This window comes from Priestia sp. D51 (genome assembly GCF_053345675.1).
In genome coordinates this window covers 56,729-76,179 of the sequence record NZ_JBLTIR010000006.1, presented here as the reverse complement: position 1 = coordinate 76,179, position 19,451 = coordinate 56,729, and the positions used below count along the sequence as shown (strand labels likewise).

The following is a 19,451-nucleotide window of genomic DNA, read 5'->3' as shown; positions in this document are numbered from 1 at the left end:
GTTTTTAGCATGTCTCCCGGAATAATGTATACAAGAGAATGAATTGTTTTTTGTTCCTATAATAAGGATTATTTTATAAATTAAAATTTCAATAACTATAAATATTAAAAGCATAAACCTACTTTTTACAAAAAAGATATTTCTTTGGCTGGTTTGTACAAAACTTTCTCCTTTACAACTAGATGCGTTTATTGTATGATTACAAAATAGGAACATTCGTTCGATATTAAGGGTTTAGAGATAAATAAAGGAACAATAGAATAAACCAAGACAGTTAAACACAAAATTTTCTCGCACGGAGCAAAAACATTTGAGCCAATCCTTATTATTTATCCATATACATTGTCGTTTACTGTAAACGTACTAACAATCGGAGGTTTTAAATTATGAATGATAAACAAGCAGCACTAGATATGGCTCTAAAACAAATTGAAAAACAATTCGGTACAGGATCAATTATTAAGATGGGGGAAGGCACACATACAAAAGTTGAGGCATCTAGCTCAGGTTCATTAGCTTTAGATATCGCTCTTGGAATTAATGGTTATCCAAAAGGAAGAATCATGGAAGTGTACGGACCCGAAAGCTCAGGTAAAACAACAGTTTCCTTACATGCGATTGCAGAAGTACAAAAAAATGGAGGTCGAGCTGCCTTTATTGATGCTGAACACGCACTTGATCCAGTTTACGCAAGAAAACTAGGTGTAGATATTGATGAGTTACTGTTATCTCAACCAGATACTGGTGAGCAGGCACTTGAAATTGCTGAAGCATTAGTTAGAAGTGGTGCTGTAGATATTATTGTTGTTGACTCAGTAGCAGCATTAGTTCCGCAAAAAGAAATTGAAGGGGAAATGGGAGATTCTCATGTAGGTCTACAAGCTCGCTTGATGTCTCAAGCCCTTCGTAAACTATCTGGAGCAATTAATAAGTCTAAAACCATTGCTATCTTCATCAATCAAATCAGGGAGAAAGTAGGCGTTATGTTTGGAAATCCGGAAACAACGCCAGGTGGAAGAGCACTAAAATTCTATTCTTCCGTTCGTCTTGAGGTTCGCCGCGCTGAACAACTTAAACTGGGAAATGACATAGTTGGTAACAAAACAAGAATTAAAGTAGTCAAAAATAAGATGGCACCTCCTTTCCGCATTGCTGAAGTAGATATTATGTATGGAGAAGGTATCTCAAGAGAAGGAGAAATCTTAGATATTGGTTCTGAAGTAGATATTGTTCAAAAGTCTGGATCTTGGTTTTCATATAATGGAGAACGTTTAGGACAGGGAAGAGAAAACGCTAAGGTTTTCTTAAAAGAAAACCCTGAAATCAGAGAAGAAATTAGAAAAAACATTATTGATTTTAAATATGGTAATACTGACAACGATAATGATATTGATAACGATAGCGATAGTGAAAACGAAAGCTAATAAAAGCTTAAAATGCCTTTCCCGGCAGCTTCAAGTCCATTCATTTCATTGGAAGCATAAAAAGTTAACGCTAATAAAAACAAATGGATAAATACAGCGCGTATAAAAGCCCTTTAGAAGGGCTTTTTTTATCGCTTTAAAATGTAACGTGGTGGAGGACCATAAACTTGTTCAGCTTCAAAATAGGCAAGTTTGTTTGGAATACATACAATAAGAGAAGGAAACCCATAGCCTACTGCATGCTCTAAAGCAGTAAGTAAAGGTGGTTCTTTTCCATCGATATCTTCGTTAAAAGAAAGGGTGTAGCACTGATTCCCTGCACCATGTTTTTTAAGTAGATTAGCTAATTCACTAGCACATGAATTAGGCGTCGGAATTTCAATCATATATTGTTCACGTAAATTTTTTTTATAATTGTGGTTAAAGCGATACAATGCTTTATCCCGTTTTTTAGGAGAAAAAAGTTTAAACATGACTCTTTCTTAAATTCTCTTCCCAAAAAAAGGATTTCACAACAGTTTCTTCTATATCTTTATTCATTTAATGTCCTCCTTCATACACCCTTATTATACAAATTTTTCATTCGCGACTGAAATCATGCCAATCTTTTGATAAAATGTAACGATAAGAGAGGAGAACGAAGTAAATGGACACTAATCAACTACCGACAAGAAGTGAAAGACATAAAACGAAAGAGCACTCATCTCAGCTTAGTGCTGCATTTGTATTAGGGATGTGCTGGATACTCTTTACATTGACTCCTGAATCATGGAGGTCTCCAGGGACTTACATTGTTATCGGTATAATTGCTATTTGTCTATCAAGTAAACTAAATAAATTTAAATGCTCCCGAACAGTCAAATGGACGATTGCTCTTTTAGTTTATGTTATTGGATTCATTTTGTATGTTCTATAAAGGAAACAAGTACTATACATATAGCGTTTCTTTATTTTCACGAAGCTTGTTTAGAGTAAAAGCATTTCTTCGTAAATAGACGATAAGTTTAAAAACTGAAAGAGGGGAGAAATTGAGACAAAATACCGTAACACCTATCATATGTACACTATGTGTATTAAGTACAATTATTATATCTTTTATTGTTTATATGGATATTGATAATTCATTTGGATTTACATTAAGTTATGTATTCTTCATTATTCTAGCATCTTTATATTTGATCATTACATTTATCCTCAACATCAAAAACATGGAATGGTGTGAACTAAGAAAGAGACTATTTAAATTTATTGGACTGTTCATTTGTTTTAGCGCTGCCATATATTTTTTCAACTATATTTTTCGGCCCTCTGAAATAGATAGTTATGATTTTAGCACGCCTTTAGCGATGGCTATTAGTTTAACTTTTTTTGATCTAATGTTCTTTAAAGATAAAGAACGCTAAGGAAATAGAAGTGAGTATTCTACACATATAAAATATACGTAACTACCTACATTGAAGGGAGATGTTCATGTATTGTTGGATTATATAAGGTTAGACTGGGATCTACCTATTTTACCTCAATTACCTCACGACTTTAAATCTGCTGCTATCCTATTTCATCCTTTCGTTCAGATGCCATTTGGTTGGGAAAAATCAAAGAGAGAAAACCCTTATCAGCATATATATCCTAGTGATGAGGAAATAATTAACCTTGGCGAACCGATATCATGGAAAGAAGTAATGTCCAAGAGTAATCTAGGATCCTACAAAGAATTATCCATAGCGTTGCAAAACCTTACTGATACTAGCGATGAATATAAAAAGTTAGCTTCCTATGCTAGGTTTAATTATGATTTTTATTACCCTGAAGAAGATTGTACATCATTATTTATACTAAATAGTTTATTAAGAATCCTCTGTTCAAAAGGGGCAAATACTTTGTATTTTTCTGAACCTATTCATGACACAAATGGTTCATTTAAAGTCAATGATATGTCATTTTTAGAAATAGCTAACTTATCTCCTAATGAGTCAATTATTACAGATGAAAATATGGATTTTGCGTTTATGGGAATCTATGATTCTTTTATAACATTGCTTGTAGCTAAAGATAAAAATATCGAGGATATAATTAAACCCCTTAATCTTGAAGCTTTAATATGTGACAAAGAAATATCTCTTAATTCGTTCTTTTAGTAAGTGCTTAAAATCATGATTATATTAACTAATAATGAACGGAGTATACAAGTTCTTAAATGTAATTTATGTCGGGTTATAACTGAGCCATCAATTATATAAAAGCGAAGACTTATGATGATAAATGAACCTTTTTTTATTAGCGATAACGTTTGTCATATGAACGAACGTTGTATTTTTATAAATTTATCAAATATTTGTACTGAAATTGAAGGAGTAAAGAATGAAAAAAATAGGATACATATTTGTGGTACTATTGTTGTTGGTTGGTACAATCTATTTTTTATTTTTTCACGAACGAAGAGGAATAGATACCGTATATTTAATACCAAATGGCTACAAAGGCTGTGTTGGTGTCTTTTATAACGTAAAAGGAACGCCGCCTTTAAAAGTCCAAAATGATAAAGTTATTCATAAAATTTCTAAGGATGGAAAGTTGGAAACATCTTCGCCAGAATCTTTTGGTTGGTATTCTACGGAAGATTCAGGTTGGCACAACTCAGAATATTATTATGTAAATGATCAGGGAAAAAAAGTGAAGAAATTGAATTGGGAGAGGGACATTAATTGGGAAATGACGGCTAAAGATGACTACAACGGAAACTATTTTACCTTTTTTGTAGGTGGGAAAGACGATGCTAGCACACCTCAACCTGAATGTTTTAGTCAGTGAGTATATTTTTAAAAACAAAGTCATCACAATGTTTATTTTTAAAGTTATATGTATATGAATCTACAAATCTGGCCAGACTAATAACGTATTCCCAACAGAACAACCTACTGTATAGGAGCAGTAGGTTGTTCTGCTTTATAAATTATATACCTAGTTACCATCAACCAGCTTATTAGAATAAAAAGGCATCTATCTATATAGTCTCCCTTTTTTATTTTACTGGCTTGTTTATTTTATTAAAAGAACCACATAACTTATAACTGTTCCAAACATATTAAATAGAACATCGCCTATATCTAAGCTACGTCCCATGAAATATTGAATAAATTCAATTAAACATGTAACAGATAAATCTAAGATTGTTACTTTTTTTACTTAACGAAACTTTCTTGATAGGGGTTTATTTTTATAGAATCCTTCAAAAAGGTTGCTATAGACCCACTTGAACTTGCTTTGTTAGGATAAAAGAGAGAAAACATTATGGAGTCCCGTAGTAGATATCTCCATTCTCGCAAATTCCATCTTGGGAGTAGACGCTGCTCATAATATAACAGCTAAAGTAGAGAATACATTAGCATAAGAACACAGTATAGAGGGTGCTAACTTATATGTGGAAACAAGCCAAATAGTAAACATGCCAATTAAAACGAATACATAAAGGGAAGGAATTAATCATATGGAATTAGGATATAAGAAAAACATACAGCTTAAAGATAGAGATTTAAAGTATAAAATAAAAGATAGTGAGGAAACAATTGAATTGATTGTTTTTATTGCACTTTTAAGTGTGATTTTTATTATTAATACTTTCTTTAAATTCTTCTAGTCTTTTTTACATGTGATTGTATGAAAAGATATAGTATGTATGTCTAGACATAAAAGCACCCCACTCATTAAAGTTTCTTTGTCTAACAATTGGGGTTCAGTTCATACTGGGTGGCTTTTTATTTTATTAACGATAATAATTTCTTTAACACTCTGCAATAGATTTGAATATTTTGTTCGTGAAAATATATCTTTTTAGAAACACAAAAACTCATTCATAATGTAAGAAAGAGCTGGGAAATAATAATTCGTAAAAGTGAATCATGATTTTTTTGTCTGTTGACCTATACATTTAGTTTATTATCGACAGCAATATTCTTCAGGGTTTACACATATAAAAACACCAAATTGTATTAGTAATGACCTTCACGTTTGATGGTAGAGCAAATAGCTGAATCATCATGAGGGTGCTCTTCGTTTTCTAACTGGATAGTCGCATGCTCAATTTCTTGATGTTGAAGTTTGGATTCAATTTCTCTTAATATGACCTGGCTTTCCAGGAAACTTATTTGATTATTTAACACCACATGACAGGATAATGCATTTTTCCCACTAGTTATACTCCAAACATGTAAATCGTGGACATTTAGTACACCTTTAACTGCATGAATTGTTTCCATTACTTTTTCTAAAGAGATTCCTTTCGGTGTACCTTCCATTAAAATTCCTATTGTCTGCTTTACAATTTTCCATGCGCCCAAAGCAATTAAGAATGCAATAAGAACGCTTAGGATTGGATCTACGATATTCCACCCAGTGAATAGGATAATAAGTCCTCCGATAATAACTCCTGCCGAAGCCATTGCGTCCCCAATCATATGAAGTACGGCGCTTTTCACATTGATGTTGTCTTCCTTCCTTAAGCCAAGACCTAAGTAAAGGTTCATGGCTAAACCAACAGATGCACTAATAAACATCCATGTACTTCCCACTGGTTGGGGATCCTTAAAGCGATCAACCGCTTCGTATAGTATGACAACAGCAATAACAATTAACGTCATGGCATTAATAAAAGCAGCTAGTATCCCTGAACGGTGATACCCGTAAGTGAAATTTTCCGAAGCTGGCTTTTGGGCCTGGTGCATAGCAAACCACGATAGCCCTATGGCTGCAATATCTGTAAGTACATGTCCAGCATCAGAAAGTAGGGCTAAGCTGTGTGAAATGAATCCTCCAATTAATTCGACTACCAGGATAATTAAAGTAAGAAAAAATGCTAATTTCATTTTCCCAATCGGAGCATGGGAGTGAAATACATCTCCGTGGTCGTGATTGTGGTTGTTTCCCATAAAAATCTCTCCTTGCTGCAAAAACATGATCATTGTTTGAAAAAACGTTATTTCTCTTGTTCTGGATGTCACTAAAAGTAGTTTATTCAAAAAACTCAATGGGTGGATCTTTAAATCCCCGAAAGCCTTATATACTAAAGATTCCTTTTAATACAGTATATACAGAATGTTAATTCTTTTATGATGGGATGGTGCTTTTAAGTTCTGGGAAACCCTAACAGAAGCTTCATCATTTAAAGATTTAATTTGACCATTTGTTTTAGTATTTTCAACTTCATCAAAAATCATTTATGTCACTCAAAAGCTGTTTCCAAATCAATCTCATACTTCTTTTTAACAAATCAGAAAAAATTCGGATCACGATTTTTGAATTTCTTATGTAATATGATTAATCTTATAAGAATAAAAAAAGAGACCTTATAAATTAAGATCTCTAAAATTTTCTATATAAGTTTAATGACTATGAAATAGTGAAAGGGAATAGTGATAAATATAAATAATTAGTACTCCTAGCGATATTAATAGCCATACATGTAGGTTTCTGAAGTGGCTAATAGCCTTTCCTATTATTTCATGAAAAATAACAAAAGATAGAGTACCAATTGCTCCTCCGGTCGATAAAGCTTGTATTTTAAGCGAGGAAGCTTGTACACTTTCTCCAAGTAATAAACTCCCTCCCAAAGATAGTGATAGAAGGACTATAATGAATAAAAAGAAGACGTTAGGTATTTTTGCTATGGAGAGAACGGTCATTAGGGCCATCCCCTCTGGAATTTGGTGTAAGAGGGTAGCTACAAATACGGAAGCTGACTGATGTAGATCTGTTATCCCAAAGGTAATACCTGTGATAATATTATGAAAGAAGATTGCAGCCGTTAATAAAATAAGTGACTGAAAAGGTGAAATTGCACTATTTGTTTTATGCAAAAAGAGGTCAATGCATAGCATAACGATATATCCTGCTACGATGCCTAATAGAACGCCTTTTAAATCATACAGATGCGATGTGGAAGGAAGGATATCAAAAAATAACAACCCTAATAAGATTCCTCCACATATCGCATACATAAACTGAATTCTACCTCGTGACAGGTGACTAACTAATTTAAGAAGTCCTCCACCTACTAATAAACCCATTAAAGAACCTAAAATAAATAAGGTATTTATTTCTATATGCATAATTGCTACTTCCTTTCGGCTATATGTTTTTTTACAACTAACCTATTCAAAGGAAGGGCAATCATACCTATGTTTTATAAATGGTTAAAAAAATAAAATTACATGTTATTAACTTGGGAGTGATTTTTAGGTGAATCACTAATAAAAACGGACATACTAACGTTATCTAAAGAAGAGGTGTTACTATGGAATCTCCTTTTGAAATGATAACCAACGTGGACAAGGTCGAAAATGCTTATTATATCGAAGTGAAGCCAGGTGAGTACAATGCAAAGTATTGGAATAAAGAATCGGTCTATTTTGCTGATGAAGCTTTTGCTTATTTCTACACCACGATTTGCAAGTATGTGCCACAGTATCAACCTACCCAAGTGACAGAAATCAAAGCAGAAACATGGCTGAGAATCAGTAATCAGCTGCAAGAACTCGCGTATTTTTTGAGCACCAACCCGCCTATGCTTAAACTAAAGAAATGGATTGATTTTAGCAAAGTGGAGGAAACGTACAAACAGTTTGATCATCACAAAAACCAGTACATTCGTGAGTTAATTAACATGATTAACGAATTTACAGTGTGGATAACAAAGGTATGTCAAACACACTCGTATATCACCATTTTGGGCACTTAATGGGAATTGACATTGCTTATTGTAATCTATAAGCTATGCAGAAAGTGAAAGAATTTCTCAAAACGAATATGGCATATTGGATGGAAACCTGAAAAAGAAAACGCGTTAGGTTTCTAGGGACTGGATAATGTCAAATTAATTGGAACTTTTTTATCGACAGCAAGGCACTTTATAATATCTCCAAGCGGTGTATGGTGAAAATTTCACTATATGTCTCAGAGTTGAGATTCTAATGAAACAGTTAGAATCTCAAATGCTGATTATGTTAACTGGGTTTGTATATGTGGTATACATAAGCGCTTAACTGGTTTAATCCCAGACTTTAGGACGATCAACTCCCATTGTTCTTAAATACTGTAAGAGTTGTCCTGCGTGTACGGACTCATGATAACCTATACGCAATAACATATCACCTAAAGAACGAATATAGCCTACATCTGAACGATCTATTTGAATACATGTTAAATCCTCATCTGAAAAGGTACTTATCATCTCTAGAAATTGTTGATGGTATATGTCTGCAAATTCCAATTCACTTTTTACACAAATCAATGGTTTTTTTTCAAAAGGAGAGTCAAATTCTTTTAAGCTACCCCTATTTTTAATAGCTAGATGATAATAATATTCTGACTCTAAGACATGTCGAACCATCTCTATGCATGTCATAGCTTCTTTATCTGGCTTCCAATCCAATTCAGTTTGAGGAATTGCTTCCCATATCTTTATGCTTCTTCTTCTAATCTCTTTTATGTTTAATAATATGATTTCGGTTGTGCTCATGTTTTCTTCCCCCTTTCTATCTTCTTAGATAATTTTACCAAATTAAAAAGAGAAACATCTAACTAAATTTATTTCAAATGTTTATGGTTCTTATAATACGTTTTATGTTAATTAACTCGGCATATTGTATTCATTAATTTATCTTCTTTTACAGTGTGTTAAAATGTAATTATAAGGAAAAAAGGGGATGTTTATATGTTTACAGTGGGAATTGACGTTAAGAAAACAGAAAAAGAATTAATCATAAAATGGCAACTTGCTAAATTTAATATTGCACTAGAAGATATTATTGAGATTACGGAAGACGATACGTATGGAGGTAAAGCAGTTGATGCAATCCGCATAGGTCCTCCATATGGAACAACTGATCGAATTTTCATTAAAACTAAGAAGAAAAATTACATACTTTTCACTACAAACAGGGCGACAATCATAAACAGAATAAACTCATAATCGATAGTTTTTATGTATACATAATGGCCATATCTAACCACAGATGTGGCCATTAATATTTAGCTTCACTACCAATAAAGTCCATTATATTAATTACAAATCAAATATCTTATGTATTTTTATTTACTTTTAAATACTTTGTAAAGTAAGCAGCGAGTAATAGTAACATCATATTAACAACCCAACTTATTGTACCGTTATAATTTAGCCACATCGATAAAAAACAATTAATGGATATGATATAAAAACATAAACTGGAGAGAATTTCTTTAGGTTGAAAACCTACCTTTTTTATTCTAGCTCTTAAAATGAAAAAGTAGAGCACAGTTGTTAGTACTAAAAGCGGTATTACTACATGTAACAAATAAAATACACTCCTATTTCTTTATTAATCCTCTAAAGGGTCATTTTACCATATAGTTGAATCTGCGCCAATAACGTGGTTTATAAAAACTAGAGGTATAAAAAAATTAAATAGAACTTAAAAACAAAAGAACCTACCTTTTGGGAGAGGGGGGAACTTCTTACGCTCATTAAATAGGAACCCTAGACAGTTGTCTCAGTGTTAACACCTGTCTTCTGTTAATATTCAATACAAAAATGGTTACAGTATTAATTGTTTACAATTAGAAAATAAAACATAATTTATTCTAATTACTAAAAATCACAATGTTATAATAAAATGGGTTTGAAAATATTTAACAACTAAGAGGGGATAAACATGATATTTCTTACTCTGTTTTTACTATTAATTATTGTAGGGTATCCAGTATGGGACTATTTTTATTTAAAGAAAATAAAAAGCAATCAACTAAACAAATGGAGAATGTACGGGGAAATTGTTATTACTCAATGGATATTGGTCATCATATTTCTAGTCTATTGGTTTTTGACTAAACACACGTTTAACAACTTATTTTCTATTAAAAAACCTTTATTTTCTTTAGATAAAGATTTTTTACTGTCTGCGGGAGTGGGGGCAGGAATTAGTATTATAATGATTGTTTTTATGATTTCCTTTTCCAAAAATGCTAGAGAGAAAATTTCCGAAGGATTAAGTGATGAGAGTATTCAATTTCTGTTGCCATCAAACTTCAAGGAAAGGCTGTTTTTTCTTTTGGTAGCAGTTACAGCAGGAGTTTGCGAAGAGATTATTTTTCGTGGCGCAATGTTTCATTATTTCGACCACCTCCCTTTTCATTTATCTACCGTTGCAATTGGAATTATTTCAAGTCTGTTATTTGGAATTGTTCACCTATACCAAGGCTGGAAAGGGGTACTATTCACTTCCTATTTAGGTGGCATTATGTTTTTTCTTCTTGTGGGGACAGGCTCTTTGTGGGTTCCTATCGCACTACATTTCATTATTGATTCGAAGTTTGTCTTTTTGCCTAATAAAAAGAGCCCTTCAAGTGTAATTAAAGAAAATTAAATCACTATTATCAAGAGATACTTGAATAAATTATTATTCAGGTGTTTTTTTATTACTATTCATTTCTACCTTTAAATTGAGTATTGAAGTTTCATAAAATTTCCTTTTTAATGTGTTCTGAGAACAGAATTTATAAAGAGAGCTTTTTATATCGTATATAAAGAATTCACTTAGAAAAATGTTAAAATAAAATCAAAAACCACGGAGAAAAATATATGAACCATGATATTCTACACTCATTTTTAGAAAAACATTTTGAAAGACTAATATTAGGCCCTTCTCTATTTTATTCATGGAAAAATAGCATTCGTTTTGAAATATCGGATCCTTTGATACCTTATTATAAGAAGGAACATTTAGAGCAAGCATTTTATCGTTCAATCCGATTATTTGAAGCAGTATTTGAGGAAGAAGATGAGATTCTTCTTGTTACGGATGTACACTCCATAAAAAAAGATATCTTCCTCCAAAAAAGACCTTTAAACGTATATTTAAAATACATAAAAAATAAGGAAAAGCTATATCAATTAAGTCATCATCCTTTACCTAGTGTATTTGATGAGGCAGATGATCAATCTGTCACTCATCGATTTGCACTTTCTTGTAAGAAACCAGAACTAAAATATGTACAACTCTTAAAAGCTATTTGTTATGAAGACTTTGATCATCCATCTAGCATACTTAAAAACAACCCACAAAGTGGTTATGATATTTATTTTGTTAATCTTTCTAAAGAAATCATTTTTCATTTGTATGATGATCGAGGTTGTGATGTATTAGCCTCTAATAAAGAATCTATAAAGTTTCTTTATGAAGAATATAATTATTGGATTTTAGATTATGACCGGGAAGAAATAGATCTTTTATTTAAATAAAAACATTATTAAATGCAGAGTCACTGAACGAAAGGTTACTATATATGCGTAACAAAGGATCTGTTCTAATAAAAAATGACAACCAACTAAACCATGCAGAATTAGCACAAATAGCATATTGGAAACCAATTACTGTAGGGGAAGTTCTTTATAACTACTGGGATTAAATTTTCACTAAGAAGAAAAGAATGGGGATATAACGATGGATTCAAGAAAAGCTATGTTGATGGAAATGCAGAAACTTATACATGAATATTCGCAAATGGGTAACCAACTAACTAATATTAATAAAGAACTCGTTTGGCAGGAACTAAACTTAACAGATGAAGAAGCCCTAAGTTTAAGTAGCGAAAATTTATCGCCAGCATCAATAAAAGCAATTGAAAAAATAGTTAAGGATAATATGATGGGCTTATTTCATGATTTTATGTGTTTAGTAGATGGCGTTTCAGATCCGAATGAAATTGAAATTGATAACGATGGAGTCTGGCTAGGTCTTCAAATAAAACCAAAGCACTTATTACCTGAAAGAATTGGAAGATGAACATAGTGAATTAATGCTACATGACGAGGTTTATGATAGTTATTGGAACTGGAAAGACCAATTCCGGGAAAATGATGATAAAAACGGATAATACGTTACTTAAAAATCTACTTATGACCACTTCTGTTATGACCCTTATGATGTTTTTAACGATTGTTCTCCTCCCCGAGATATGGCATCTATCTAAAAATTATATGATCGCGATAGGAATTTATTGGGATAGGGGGAATACGTTATTAGTCTGACCAGATTTTTAGATTCATATACATATAGCTTTAAAAATAAATATTGTGATTAAATCTCCGAGTGTAAAATAACCTCATCTTCGTTCTATTATTAGTTAAGTAAACATTAAAGTATTTTAGTTATTATTAAAGTTTTATTATTTACACTTAGTGACGATAAATATGAACTTTTTATACAATGTGTGTAATAGTTAACGATATTTTTAATAAAATACGTTAGATGTTACTTCTATAGAAAAGGGGTCGCAGGAAGAAGAGTTTTTTAGTTTATGCATATTTTTATACATCGTTGATTTAACAAGGTTTCTCTTTGAGACAGAGCTTAGAAAAGTGTATAAAAAGCGCACCTTCTGTATGTGGTTTTATTTATTTGTTTGAAAATTCAATAAGTTACCACTATATTTTGTTTACATAATCCTAGTATAATGAGAGAGCGAGAAGAAAGAAGGGATTATGTGTTGAAAAGTAAAATGAATCAGTTGTTTGCAGAACAAAAGAGTATTCATATACTGTATTCCTACGACCAGCAAGAAAATTATATACGACAAGTTGTAAGTTATATCCAAGAGGGGATTTTTGCTGGAGATTGCATTCTTCTTATTGAAAATGACCGTTTTTATCCTTTTATTCATGATCATTTGAAAATACTATTGACCACAGATCAAATGAAAATGATACATCGTATAAACAACTTTGATTTCTATTATTCAAGTGGTAGCTATCACCCTCCCGCCATTCTTAATTATTTTAATAAGAGCGTTCAGCCCTACTTAGAAAATAAAATTTCTTTCAGGTCATGGGCACATGTAGAATGGAGCACAATGGAAGATCCTTTACATCTAATCGAAGATTTTGAAAGAATAGTGGATAGTGCGGTGAATAAACTCTCATTCCCATTGATTTGTGCATACAAAGGAGAGAGAATGCCAGAGTATCTCAAAACTATTCTGATGGAAACACACCCTTATGTTCTCATTGAAGGTGATTTAATTACGTCTAAACAATACCGGCCATTAACTGATTTGGAATAAAGATAAAAAACGCTTAATCGATCATACTAAGCGTTTTTTATTTTTAAAGAAATCAATGGCTCCTTTTCATCCATTCAGTTTATTTACCACTATAAGCTCTTTCCTCGTATTCTTATGTCTCTTCAGGTTAGTTTTTCTATTTCGAGGTAGCTCTTTTTATTGTAAAGAAAGTCCGGTTTAATTATTTAGTTAACCTAATGGAAATCATAAATACAAAGAATAGAAAAGCATCATTCTCTTATACAGCCCTCATAAAAATACCGGTTTTGATAGGCGAAAATGTGGAATATCAAATGTAAGATTATTTTAAGAGGGAAGGGAGACAGGTATGTTTGGATGGAGTGATATGCCGAAACTATTATTTTCTTTTTTGATTGTCATTCCACTTGTGTCTGTTATTCACCAACTGGGGCACTCACTTATGGCTATCATTCTAGGAGGAAAGGTCGATTTTACCATTGGACAGGGGAGAACGATTTTTAGGTGGAAGAAAATTAAAATAAAATCTATTTATTTTTTGCACTCCTTTTGTATTTACGAAAAATTAAAGTATGATAACCGTTTTGCTCATGCTTGTGTTTATGCTGGAGGTACCGTAGCTAATGTAGCGTCTATCCTTCTTGTGTATGGTTTAATTATGTTGGGTGTTCTCTCAAAGAATCTCTTTTCTTACCAATTTGTTTATTTCTCTATTTATTATATTGTTTTCTCGCTCTTACCCTTTGAATATTCAGAAACGAGTTTAAGTGATGGGCGAGCTATCTATGATGCATTAAGATATGGAAAGATAACGTGTAATCCGGATTAACAAAGGAAAGAAAAATGGCTAATTAAAACTGGACGTCCACAATGCGTATTAACGCGGCAACGGTACTGAAATAGATACTGATTAGTAATCAAGTCGTAATTCTTTAGATACTATGATGTAGCTACTGCAGTAAATTTACCTGTCTACTCAAAAAACAACAAGGAGCTCTTACTGCAGTAAGTAAGGCGTAGATGGTTATATACGAGAAAAACTCTGATCAGGAAAAAAATAACAAGATTAATGAGTTTTAGTGAGGGGTAAAGTTAACTAAATAATTTAAAAGGAGGGAAGTAGTAATGGAGATTCTATGGATGCTAATTGTAGGTGGAATTATCGGGTGGCTCGCCGGTTTAATTACGGGACACGACGTTCCTGGAGGTATTATTGGTAATATTATCGCTGGCTTTATTGGTTCTTGGTTGGGCGGCCTTATCTTGGGAAGTTGGGGGCCAGTCATTGGCGGTTTTGCAATTATCCCAGCAATTATTGGATCAATCATTTTAGTATTAATTGTAAGCTTTCTTTTAAGAAAAATGGGTCAAAAAAAGAATCATGGTCATCATGTATAAAAATTGAAAAAACTTAAATTGGAGTGATTAAAAATGAGAGAAGAAAATAATTCTATGCTATATGATTTTGTTGAAGGTAATCAATTTGAACTAGATTCTTATCTTACTTATTTATTCGATCAAATTAATAATGATAGCGAAATTCTGTCAGAAGATTAATGAGATTACAGATATTTTATTATAAAGAAACAGACAAAAAAACAATAAATCAAAATATAGTATAAGCGACCTTAGTAACTTTGTTTACAGTATATAGGGTCGCTTATTATTATGGAAAATATTTAAAAATAAAGTGCAGATATGCTTCATTACTGCAGTAGGTCAGGCGTAAACGGCCCTAGAATCTGCGCTTTTTTATAGGTTAGGGATTAGCTTCCTCACTTAAACTGAAGTATCTATTACTCAACCTTATTAAACATAAACAAAAGGCCCCTTTAAATTCTGAAGGGCCTGGTTATCATATATTTATATACTCTTCTTCATGCCACATTCTCTACATTCATGTAAGAAAACGCCACCTTTTACGGAGCTTTTGAAGTCAGCTGAGTTACAGTGATCGCAACGGCCACTAACCTTATTCGGAAATTCCACATAGTCATACACTTTATCAAAATCGATTTCTTGCTCTGTTACTTCTTCCAGGTTGATCATTCTTTTCTATTTGACTTTTATTAGACTAACACAATTAGATCTATATAAAAGGTGTATGTTAAAATTACTTTGTTTTTTCCATAACAGTTCGTCGTTATTAAAATATTATTTACTTCTATGAGACCTGTCTAAATAAAATGTACGCGAAATGAATAATAATTTTCTTGATTTATCTGTCGTATATAAATATAATGTAACTGAAGTACGCAAAAAGAGAACATGAAATTAAAAATATATTTTTCGTTATTATCATTTTTTTGATTCCATTCATTACCTATATACAAGAAACGCATGTTTATTATAATGAGATTACAGTATGAAGAGGCTGAAGGAGATACCCCAACTTAATGCTGTAGTTTAGTTAATTAAGTTACACTTGAAATAAATCCTAAATTCCTTTAGCTTTCAGAGAAGATATATGTAGTTACTACGATTGAAATTTTTGAAAGCGATATCATTTAATTTGAAGAAAAACATTTTAAGAGATTTAATTATTTTAACAAGTTATAGAGATATCTAATGTTATGATTTCCTTATCTCTAAATAAAAGAAGAAGATATTTCTTTACTTTATCTGAAATGAAGGGATAATAGATTAAGGTACTCTTGTCTAACATTCATATAAATCTAGTAACAGTCACTTCTAGGTTTATATGAATGTTAGACAATAAACAGGATTTCAAAAGGTTAAAAGGATAATAGAAAATCTCTTTATACATGATACTATATGCTCAGGTATATAAGGTGAGCCGAAAAAGTGTATTTTACATTAAAGATTTTGAAAACGCTTTACTGAAGGGGGGAGTTAATTTCAAATTATATGATTACCATTTATTTTAAAGATTATTTACACATTGGACTTATTTTTAATTATTGTCTTTTTTTATAGACGCTAGCCTAAGCATAGGCTCTCTTTAAGTGTTTTAATGAACTGTAAATTGAAAGGGGTTACAACTATGAAGAAATTGGGATTAGCTACACAAATATTTATTGGACTTGCGTTCGGGATTGCTATAGGCGCTATTTTTTATGGAAATAATACAGCGATGGCCATTCTTCAACCTTTAGGAGATATTTTTCTTCACCTAATCAAAATGATTGTTATTCCTATCGTTGTATCTGCACTAATCGTATCTATAGCTGGTGTAGGTGATATTAAAAAGCTAGGAAGACTAGGTGGAAAAACCATTCTTTATTTTGAAATTGTTACTACGATTGCATTAGCAGTGGGCTTATTAGCCGCAAATTTATTCCACCCAGGTAGTGGTATAGATATGGGAAACCTTGAGAAAGGTGACATATCCAAATATGAAGAAACATCTAAAACAACTGAGAGTGCAGGTGTAGCAGCTCAAATCGTTCATATTATCCCAACTAATATATTCCAATCATTAACTGAAGGAAATTTATTAGCGATTATCTTTTTCTCAGTCTTATTTGGTCTAGGAGTTGCAGCAATTGGGGAAAAAGGTAAACCAGTTTTAAACTTTTTTGAAGGCGTACTAGAATCCATGTTTTGGATGACAAACTTAGTTATGAAATTTGCTCCATTTGGGGTATTTGCTTTAATTGGTTTGAATGTCGCGAAGTTTGGAATCGGTTCATTGATTCCTTTAGGAAAGTTAGTACTCGTTATATATCTGACCATGATTTTCTTTGTTTTTGTAGTATTAGGTATTATTGCAAAGATGGCTGGAACTAATGTTTTAGTCCTTATAAAAATCTTAAAAGATGAGTTGATTTTAGCGTTTACAACCGCAAGCTCTGAAGCAGTATTGCCAAGGTTAATGACTAAAATGGAGAACTTTGGTTGTCCGAAAGCTGTCACATCATTTGTTATTCCGACAGGATATACCTTTAACCTTGATGGATCATCCATTTACCAAGCCATTGCTGCCCTTTTCATTGCACAAATGTATGGGATTCATTTATCTTTCGTAGAACAAATTACACTTTTACTTGTGTTGATGTTGACTTCTAAGGGAATGGCAGGAGTTGCGGGCGCCTCATTTGTTGTTGTATTAACAACATTGGGATCAATGGGATTACCTCTAGAAGGTATGGCATTCATTGCTGGTATTGATCGTATTTTAGATATGCTTCGTACATCTGTCAACGTAGTAGGTAACGCATTAGCTGCTATTGTGATGTCTAAGTGGGAAGGCGGATTCGACAAAGAAAAAGCAAAGCATTATACAGATTCTATTAGAAAATCGGACGTAGCATAAAAAAATTTCTTTTTATGTAAAGAAGGAGATCAATGTTATGACAAATATAGAAATACCAGAAAAACAAAATGTAAGAATTGAAAAAGATTTCCTAGGAACAAAAGAAGTTCCTAATTATACTTATTATGGGATTCAAACTTTACGTGCAGTTGAAAACTTCCCAATAACAGGATATCAAATTCACCCAGAACTTATTAAAGCATTAGGGATCGTTAAAAAGGCTGCTGCTCTTGCTAACATGGAAACAAAAAGGTTATATGATGGGTTGGGTAATGCAATTATTGAAGCAGCAGACGAGGTTATTGAAGGGAAAAGAAACAATCAATTTATTGTTGATCCAATACAGGGCGGTGCGGGGACCTCAATGAATATGAATGCAAATGAGGTTATTGCAAATAGAGCTTTAGAGTTACTTGGTCACAAGAAAGGTTCTTATTCCGATTTAAGCCCTAATAGTCATGTAAACATGTCACAATCAACAAACGACGTATTCCCAACTGCTATCCATATTGCAACGCTTAATCTGTTAAATAAGTTACTGAAAACAATGAATTATATGCACAGTGTATTTCAGAAAAAGGCAGAACAATTTGATTCTATTATAAAGATGGGACGTACTCACCTACAGGATGCGGTTCCAATCCGTCTTGGTCAAGAATTTGAATCATATAGTCGTGTTCTTGAGCGCGATATGAAACGTATTAAGCAATCTTATGGACATTTATATGAGGTTAATATGGGAGCAACTGCAGTTGGAACGGGTTTAAATGCAGATCCACGTTATATCGAAAATGTTGTAAGATATCTAGCAAATATTAGTGGTTTACCACTTAAGAAGGCCAATCATCTTGTAGACGCGACTCAAAATACAGACGCTTATACAGAAGTCTCCGCTAGCTTAAAAGTTTGCATGATTAATATGTCTAAAATTGCGAATGATATCCGATTAATGGCATCGGGTCCTCGTGCAGGATTAGCTGAACTTATATTACCAGCTCGTCAACCTGGTTCATCTATTATGCCTGGAAAGGTCAATCCTGTCATGCCTGAAATGATTAATCAAGTAGCTTTTCAAGTTATAGGTAATGATCATACAATTTGCCTGGCATCGGAAGCAGGTCAGCTTGAACTAAATGTGATGGAGCCTGTTCTTGTATTTAACTTGCTTCAGTCAATCAGTATTATGAATAACGCATTCCACGTCTTCACAGACCATTGTCTAAAAGGCATTGAAGCAAATGAGGGACGTTTAAAAGAGTATGTAGAAAAAAGTGTAGGGATTATTACAGCCGTAAATCCACATATCGGATATGAAGTAGCAGCACGAATTGCTAGAGAGGCTATTTTAAATGGAAAGTCGGTACGAGAACTATGTTTGCAATATGACGTATTGACTGAGGAGGAGCTTGAGTTAATTTTAAATCCCTATGAAATGACGAACCCAGGCATATCTGGCAGCTCTCTTTTTGACAGAAATTAATTTTTAACAGCTTGCTCCATATTAAGTTTATCTTATAAGCCACCTACTTGGGATATCCCTAGGTGGCTTATTTTCGGTATAAACGTCTAAAAATACCACATGCCATTCAAACCAGGCTATTTTTTATAGTCCAAGTACTACCTAAATGCTTTTCTTCATGGCACACTCTCGACGTTCACGTAGACGAATTCAACTTTTT

22 protein-coding genes are annotated in these 19,451 nt (G+C 32.6%); 16 read left to right on the top strand and 6 right to left on the bottom strand.

The features are described from left to right. Positions 1–386 precede the first annotated feature (386 nt). A complete protein-coding gene (recA, locus tag ACNHOZ_RS21950) occupies positions 387–1,424 on the top strand; it encodes a recombinase RecA (RefSeq protein WP_028413795.1) in 1,038 nt (345 codons plus the stop codon). A 128-nt stretch (positions 1,425–1,552) separates the two neighbouring features. On the opposite strand, the gene ACNHOZ_RS21945 is transcribed toward recA, so the two are convergent. Further along, complete coding sequence (locus ACNHOZ_RS21945) at positions 1,553–1,897, bottom strand: hypothetical protein (protein ID WP_230684693.1); 345 nt, start codon at positions 1,895–1,897, stop codon at positions 1,553–1,555. 173 nt (positions 1,898–2,070) lie between these two features. Here ACNHOZ_RS21945 and ACNHOZ_RS21940 point away from each other — a divergent pair, with 173 nt between their 5' ends. The 3 genes from ACNHOZ_RS21940 to ACNHOZ_RS21930 all read left to right on the top strand — a co-directional run bounded on the left by ACNHOZ_RS21940 (position 2,071) and on the right by ACNHOZ_RS21930 (position 4,235). Further along, positions 2,071–2,340, top strand: coding sequence for a hypothetical protein (locus ACNHOZ_RS21940; protein ID WP_048018684.1), 270 nt, complete (start codon positions 2,071–2,073; stop codon positions 2,338–2,340). A gap of 559 nt (positions 2,341–2,899) precedes the next feature. After that, on the top strand, positions 2,900–3,562 hold the full coding sequence (locus ACNHOZ_RS21935) for a DUF2711 family protein (RefSeq protein WP_080968570.1): 663 nt from the start codon (positions 2,900–2,902) through the stop codon (positions 3,560–3,562). A gap of 223 nt (positions 3,563–3,785) precedes the next feature. Continuing rightward, positions 3,786–4,235, top strand: a complete 450-nt coding sequence (locus ACNHOZ_RS21930; protein WP_053074013.1) for a DUF6843 domain-containing protein — start codon at positions 3,786–3,788, stop codon at positions 4,233–4,235. Positions 4,236–4,463: 228 nt separating this feature from the next. Here ACNHOZ_RS21930 and ACNHOZ_RS21925 read toward each other — a convergent pair whose 3' ends face one another. Beyond that, a complete protein-coding gene (locus ACNHOZ_RS21925; RefSeq protein WP_080968571.1) occupies positions 4,464–4,595 on the bottom strand; it encodes a VanZ family protein in 132 nt (43 codons plus the stop codon). Positions 4,596–4,911: 316 nt separating this feature from the next. Between ACNHOZ_RS21925 and ACNHOZ_RS21920 the strand changes: the two genes are divergently transcribed. Further along, positions 4,912–5,061, top strand: a complete 150-nt coding sequence (locus ACNHOZ_RS21920) for a hypothetical protein (RefSeq protein WP_155404197.1) — start codon at positions 4,912–4,914, stop codon at positions 5,059–5,061. Positions 5,062–5,413: 352 nt separating this feature from the next. Here ACNHOZ_RS21920 and ACNHOZ_RS21915 read toward each other — a convergent pair whose 3' ends face one another. Together ACNHOZ_RS21915 and ACNHOZ_RS21910 are read right to left on the bottom strand one after the other, a co-directional pair. Further along, a complete protein-coding gene (locus ACNHOZ_RS21915) occupies positions 5,414–6,349 on the bottom strand; it encodes a cation diffusion facilitator family transporter (protein WP_048018686.1) in 936 nt (311 codons plus the stop codon). A gap of 453 nt (positions 6,350–6,802) precedes the next feature. Beyond that, positions 6,803–7,528, bottom strand: a complete 726-nt coding sequence (locus tag ACNHOZ_RS21910; RefSeq protein ID WP_048018687.1) for a hypothetical protein — start codon at positions 7,526–7,528, stop codon at positions 6,803–6,805. Positions 7,529–7,713: 185 nt separating this feature from the next. Between ACNHOZ_RS21910 and ACNHOZ_RS21905 the strand changes: the two genes are divergently transcribed. After that, the gene (locus tag ACNHOZ_RS21905; protein WP_048018688.1) at positions 7,714–8,157 is read left to right on the top strand and encodes a hypothetical protein; all 444 of its coding nucleotides are present in this window, start codon (positions 7,714–7,716) and stop codon (positions 8,155–8,157) included. Between the two features lie 309 nt (positions 8,158–8,466). Here the strand turns inward: ACNHOZ_RS21905 and ACNHOZ_RS21900 are convergent, their stop codons facing one another. Continuing rightward, positions 8,467–8,937: a DinB family protein gene (locus ACNHOZ_RS21900; protein WP_048018689.1), complete on the bottom strand. Its 471-nt coding sequence runs from the start codon at positions 8,935–8,937 to the stop codon at positions 8,467–8,469. Between the two features lie 195 nt (positions 8,938–9,132). On the opposite strand from ACNHOZ_RS21900, the gene ACNHOZ_RS21895 reads away from it, so the two are divergent. The 8 genes from ACNHOZ_RS21895 (at position 9,133) to ACNHOZ_RS21860 (ending at position 15,053) form a co-directional block, all read left to right on the top strand. After that, a complete protein-coding gene (locus tag ACNHOZ_RS21895; protein ID WP_048018690.1) occupies positions 9,133–9,390 on the top strand; it encodes a SunI/YnzG family protein in 258 nt (85 codons plus the stop codon). Positions 9,391–10,111: 721 nt separating this feature from the next. Continuing rightward, entirely contained in the window at positions 10,112–10,822 is a 711-nt protein-coding gene (locus tag ACNHOZ_RS21890; protein ID WP_049164005.1) for a type II CAAX endopeptidase family protein, read from the top strand. 215 nt (positions 10,823–11,037) lie between these two features. Beyond that, on the top strand, positions 11,038–11,697 hold the full coding sequence (locus ACNHOZ_RS21885) for a DUF3885 domain-containing protein (protein WP_048018692.1): 660 nt from the start codon (positions 11,038–11,040) through the stop codon (positions 11,695–11,697). A 202-nt stretch (positions 11,698–11,899) separates the two neighbouring features. Beyond that, positions 11,900–12,241, top strand: a complete 342-nt coding sequence (locus ACNHOZ_RS21880; protein WP_048018693.1) for a hypothetical protein — start codon at positions 11,900–11,902, stop codon at positions 12,239–12,241. A gap of 700 nt (positions 12,242–12,941) precedes the next feature. Next, a complete protein-coding gene (locus ACNHOZ_RS21875) occupies positions 12,942–13,517 on the top strand; it encodes an MEDS domain-containing protein (RefSeq protein ID WP_080968572.1) in 576 nt (191 codons plus the stop codon). Positions 13,518–13,845: 328 nt separating this feature from the next. Then, positions 13,846–14,325: a site-2 protease family protein gene (locus ACNHOZ_RS21870; RefSeq protein WP_048018695.1), complete on the top strand. Its 480-nt coding sequence runs from the start codon at positions 13,846–13,848 to the stop codon at positions 14,323–14,325. 296 nt (positions 14,326–14,621) lie between these two features. Further along, entirely contained in the window at positions 14,622–14,894 is a 273-nt protein-coding gene (locus ACNHOZ_RS21865; protein ID WP_048018696.1) for a GlsB/YeaQ/YmgE family stress response membrane protein, read from the top strand. A 33-nt stretch (positions 14,895–14,927) separates the two neighbouring features. After that, positions 14,928–15,053 (top strand): hypothetical protein, encoded by a 126-nt coding sequence (locus tag ACNHOZ_RS21860; protein ID WP_255219823.1) that lies wholly within the window; start codon positions 14,928–14,930, stop codon positions 15,051–15,053. Between the two features lie 306 nt (positions 15,054–15,359). Here ACNHOZ_RS21860 and ACNHOZ_RS21855 read toward each other — a convergent pair whose 3' ends face one another. After that, the gene (locus ACNHOZ_RS21855) at positions 15,360–15,545 is read right to left on the bottom strand and encodes a hypothetical protein (RefSeq protein ID WP_080968573.1); all 186 of its coding nucleotides are present in this window, start codon (positions 15,543–15,545) and stop codon (positions 15,360–15,362) included. A 955-nt stretch (positions 15,546–16,500) separates the two neighbouring features. On the opposite strand from ACNHOZ_RS21855, the gene ACNHOZ_RS21850 reads away from it, so the two are divergent. Next, positions 16,501–17,772 (top strand): cation:dicarboxylate symporter family transporter, encoded by a 1,272-nt coding sequence (locus ACNHOZ_RS21850; protein ID WP_048018697.1) that lies wholly within the window; start codon positions 16,501–16,503, stop codon positions 17,770–17,772. A 37-nt stretch (positions 17,773–17,809) separates the two neighbouring features. After that, positions 17,810–19,252 (top strand): aspartate ammonia-lyase, encoded by a 1,443-nt coding sequence (aspA, locus tag ACNHOZ_RS21845; RefSeq protein WP_048018698.1) that lies wholly within the window; start codon positions 17,810–17,812, stop codon positions 19,250–19,252. The last annotated feature ends 199 nt before the right edge of the window (positions 19,253–19,451 follow it).

Coding starts and splice junctions, on each gene's coding strand:
- ACNHOZ_RS21850 (WP_048018697.1), top strand. CDS start 16,501: ATGAAGAAATTGGGATTAGCTACACAAATATTTATTGGACTTGCGTTC.
- recA (WP_028413795.1), top strand. CDS start 387: ATGAATGATAAACAAGCAGCACTAGATATGGCTCTAAAACAAATTGAA.
- ACNHOZ_RS21905 (WP_048018688.1), top strand. CDS start 7,714: ATGGAATCTCCTTTTGAAATGATAACCAACGTGGACAAGGTCGAAAAT.
- ACNHOZ_RS21930 (WP_053074013.1), top strand. CDS start 3,786: ATGAAAAAAATAGGATACATATTTGTGGTACTATTGTTGTTGGTTGGT.
- ACNHOZ_RS21895 (WP_048018690.1), top strand. CDS start 9,133: ATGTTTACAGTGGGAATTGACGTTAAGAAAACAGAAAAAGAATTAATC.
- ACNHOZ_RS21920 (WP_155404197.1), top strand. CDS start 4,912: ATGGAATTAGGATATAAGAAAAACATACAGCTTAAAGATAGAGATTTA.
- ACNHOZ_RS21900 (WP_048018689.1), bottom strand. CDS start 8,937: ATGAGCACAACCGAAATCATATTATTAAACATAAAAGAGATTAGAAGA.
- ACNHOZ_RS21885 (WP_048018692.1), top strand. CDS start 11,038: ATGAACCATGATATTCTACACTCATTTTTAGAAAAACATTTTGAAAGA.
- ACNHOZ_RS21870 (WP_048018695.1), top strand. CDS start 13,846: ATGTTTGGATGGAGTGATATGCCGAAACTATTATTTTCTTTTTTGATT.
- ACNHOZ_RS21855 (WP_080968573.1), bottom strand. CDS start 15,545: ATGATCAACCTGGAAGAAGTAACAGAGCAAGAAATCGATTTTGATAAA.
- ACNHOZ_RS21945 (WP_230684693.1), bottom strand. CDS start 1,897: ATGTTTAAACTTTTTTCTCCTAAAAAACGGGATAAAGCATTGTATCGC.
- ACNHOZ_RS21915 (WP_048018686.1), bottom strand. CDS start 6,349: ATGGGAAACAACCACAATCACGACCACGGAGATGTATTTCACTCCCAT.
- ACNHOZ_RS21860 (WP_255219823.1), top strand. CDS start 14,928: ATGAGAGAAGAAAATAATTCTATGCTATATGATTTTGTTGAAGGTAAT.
- aspA (WP_048018698.1), top strand. CDS start 17,810: ATGACAAATATAGAAATACCAGAAAAACAAAATGTAAGAATTGAAAAA.
- ACNHOZ_RS21940 (WP_048018684.1), top strand. CDS start 2,071: ATGGACACTAATCAACTACCGACAAGAAGTGAAAGACATAAAACGAAA.
- ACNHOZ_RS21865 (WP_048018696.1), top strand. CDS start 14,622: ATGGAGATTCTATGGATGCTAATTGTAGGTGGAATTATCGGGTGGCTC.
- ACNHOZ_RS21890 (WP_049164005.1), top strand. CDS start 10,112: ATGATATTTCTTACTCTGTTTTTACTATTAATTATTGTAGGGTATCCA.
- ACNHOZ_RS21880 (WP_048018693.1), top strand. CDS start 11,900: ATGGATTCAAGAAAAGCTATGTTGATGGAAATGCAGAAACTTATACAT.
- ACNHOZ_RS21910 (WP_048018687.1), bottom strand. CDS start 7,528: ATGCATATAGAAATAAATACCTTATTTATTTTAGGTTCTTTAATGGGT.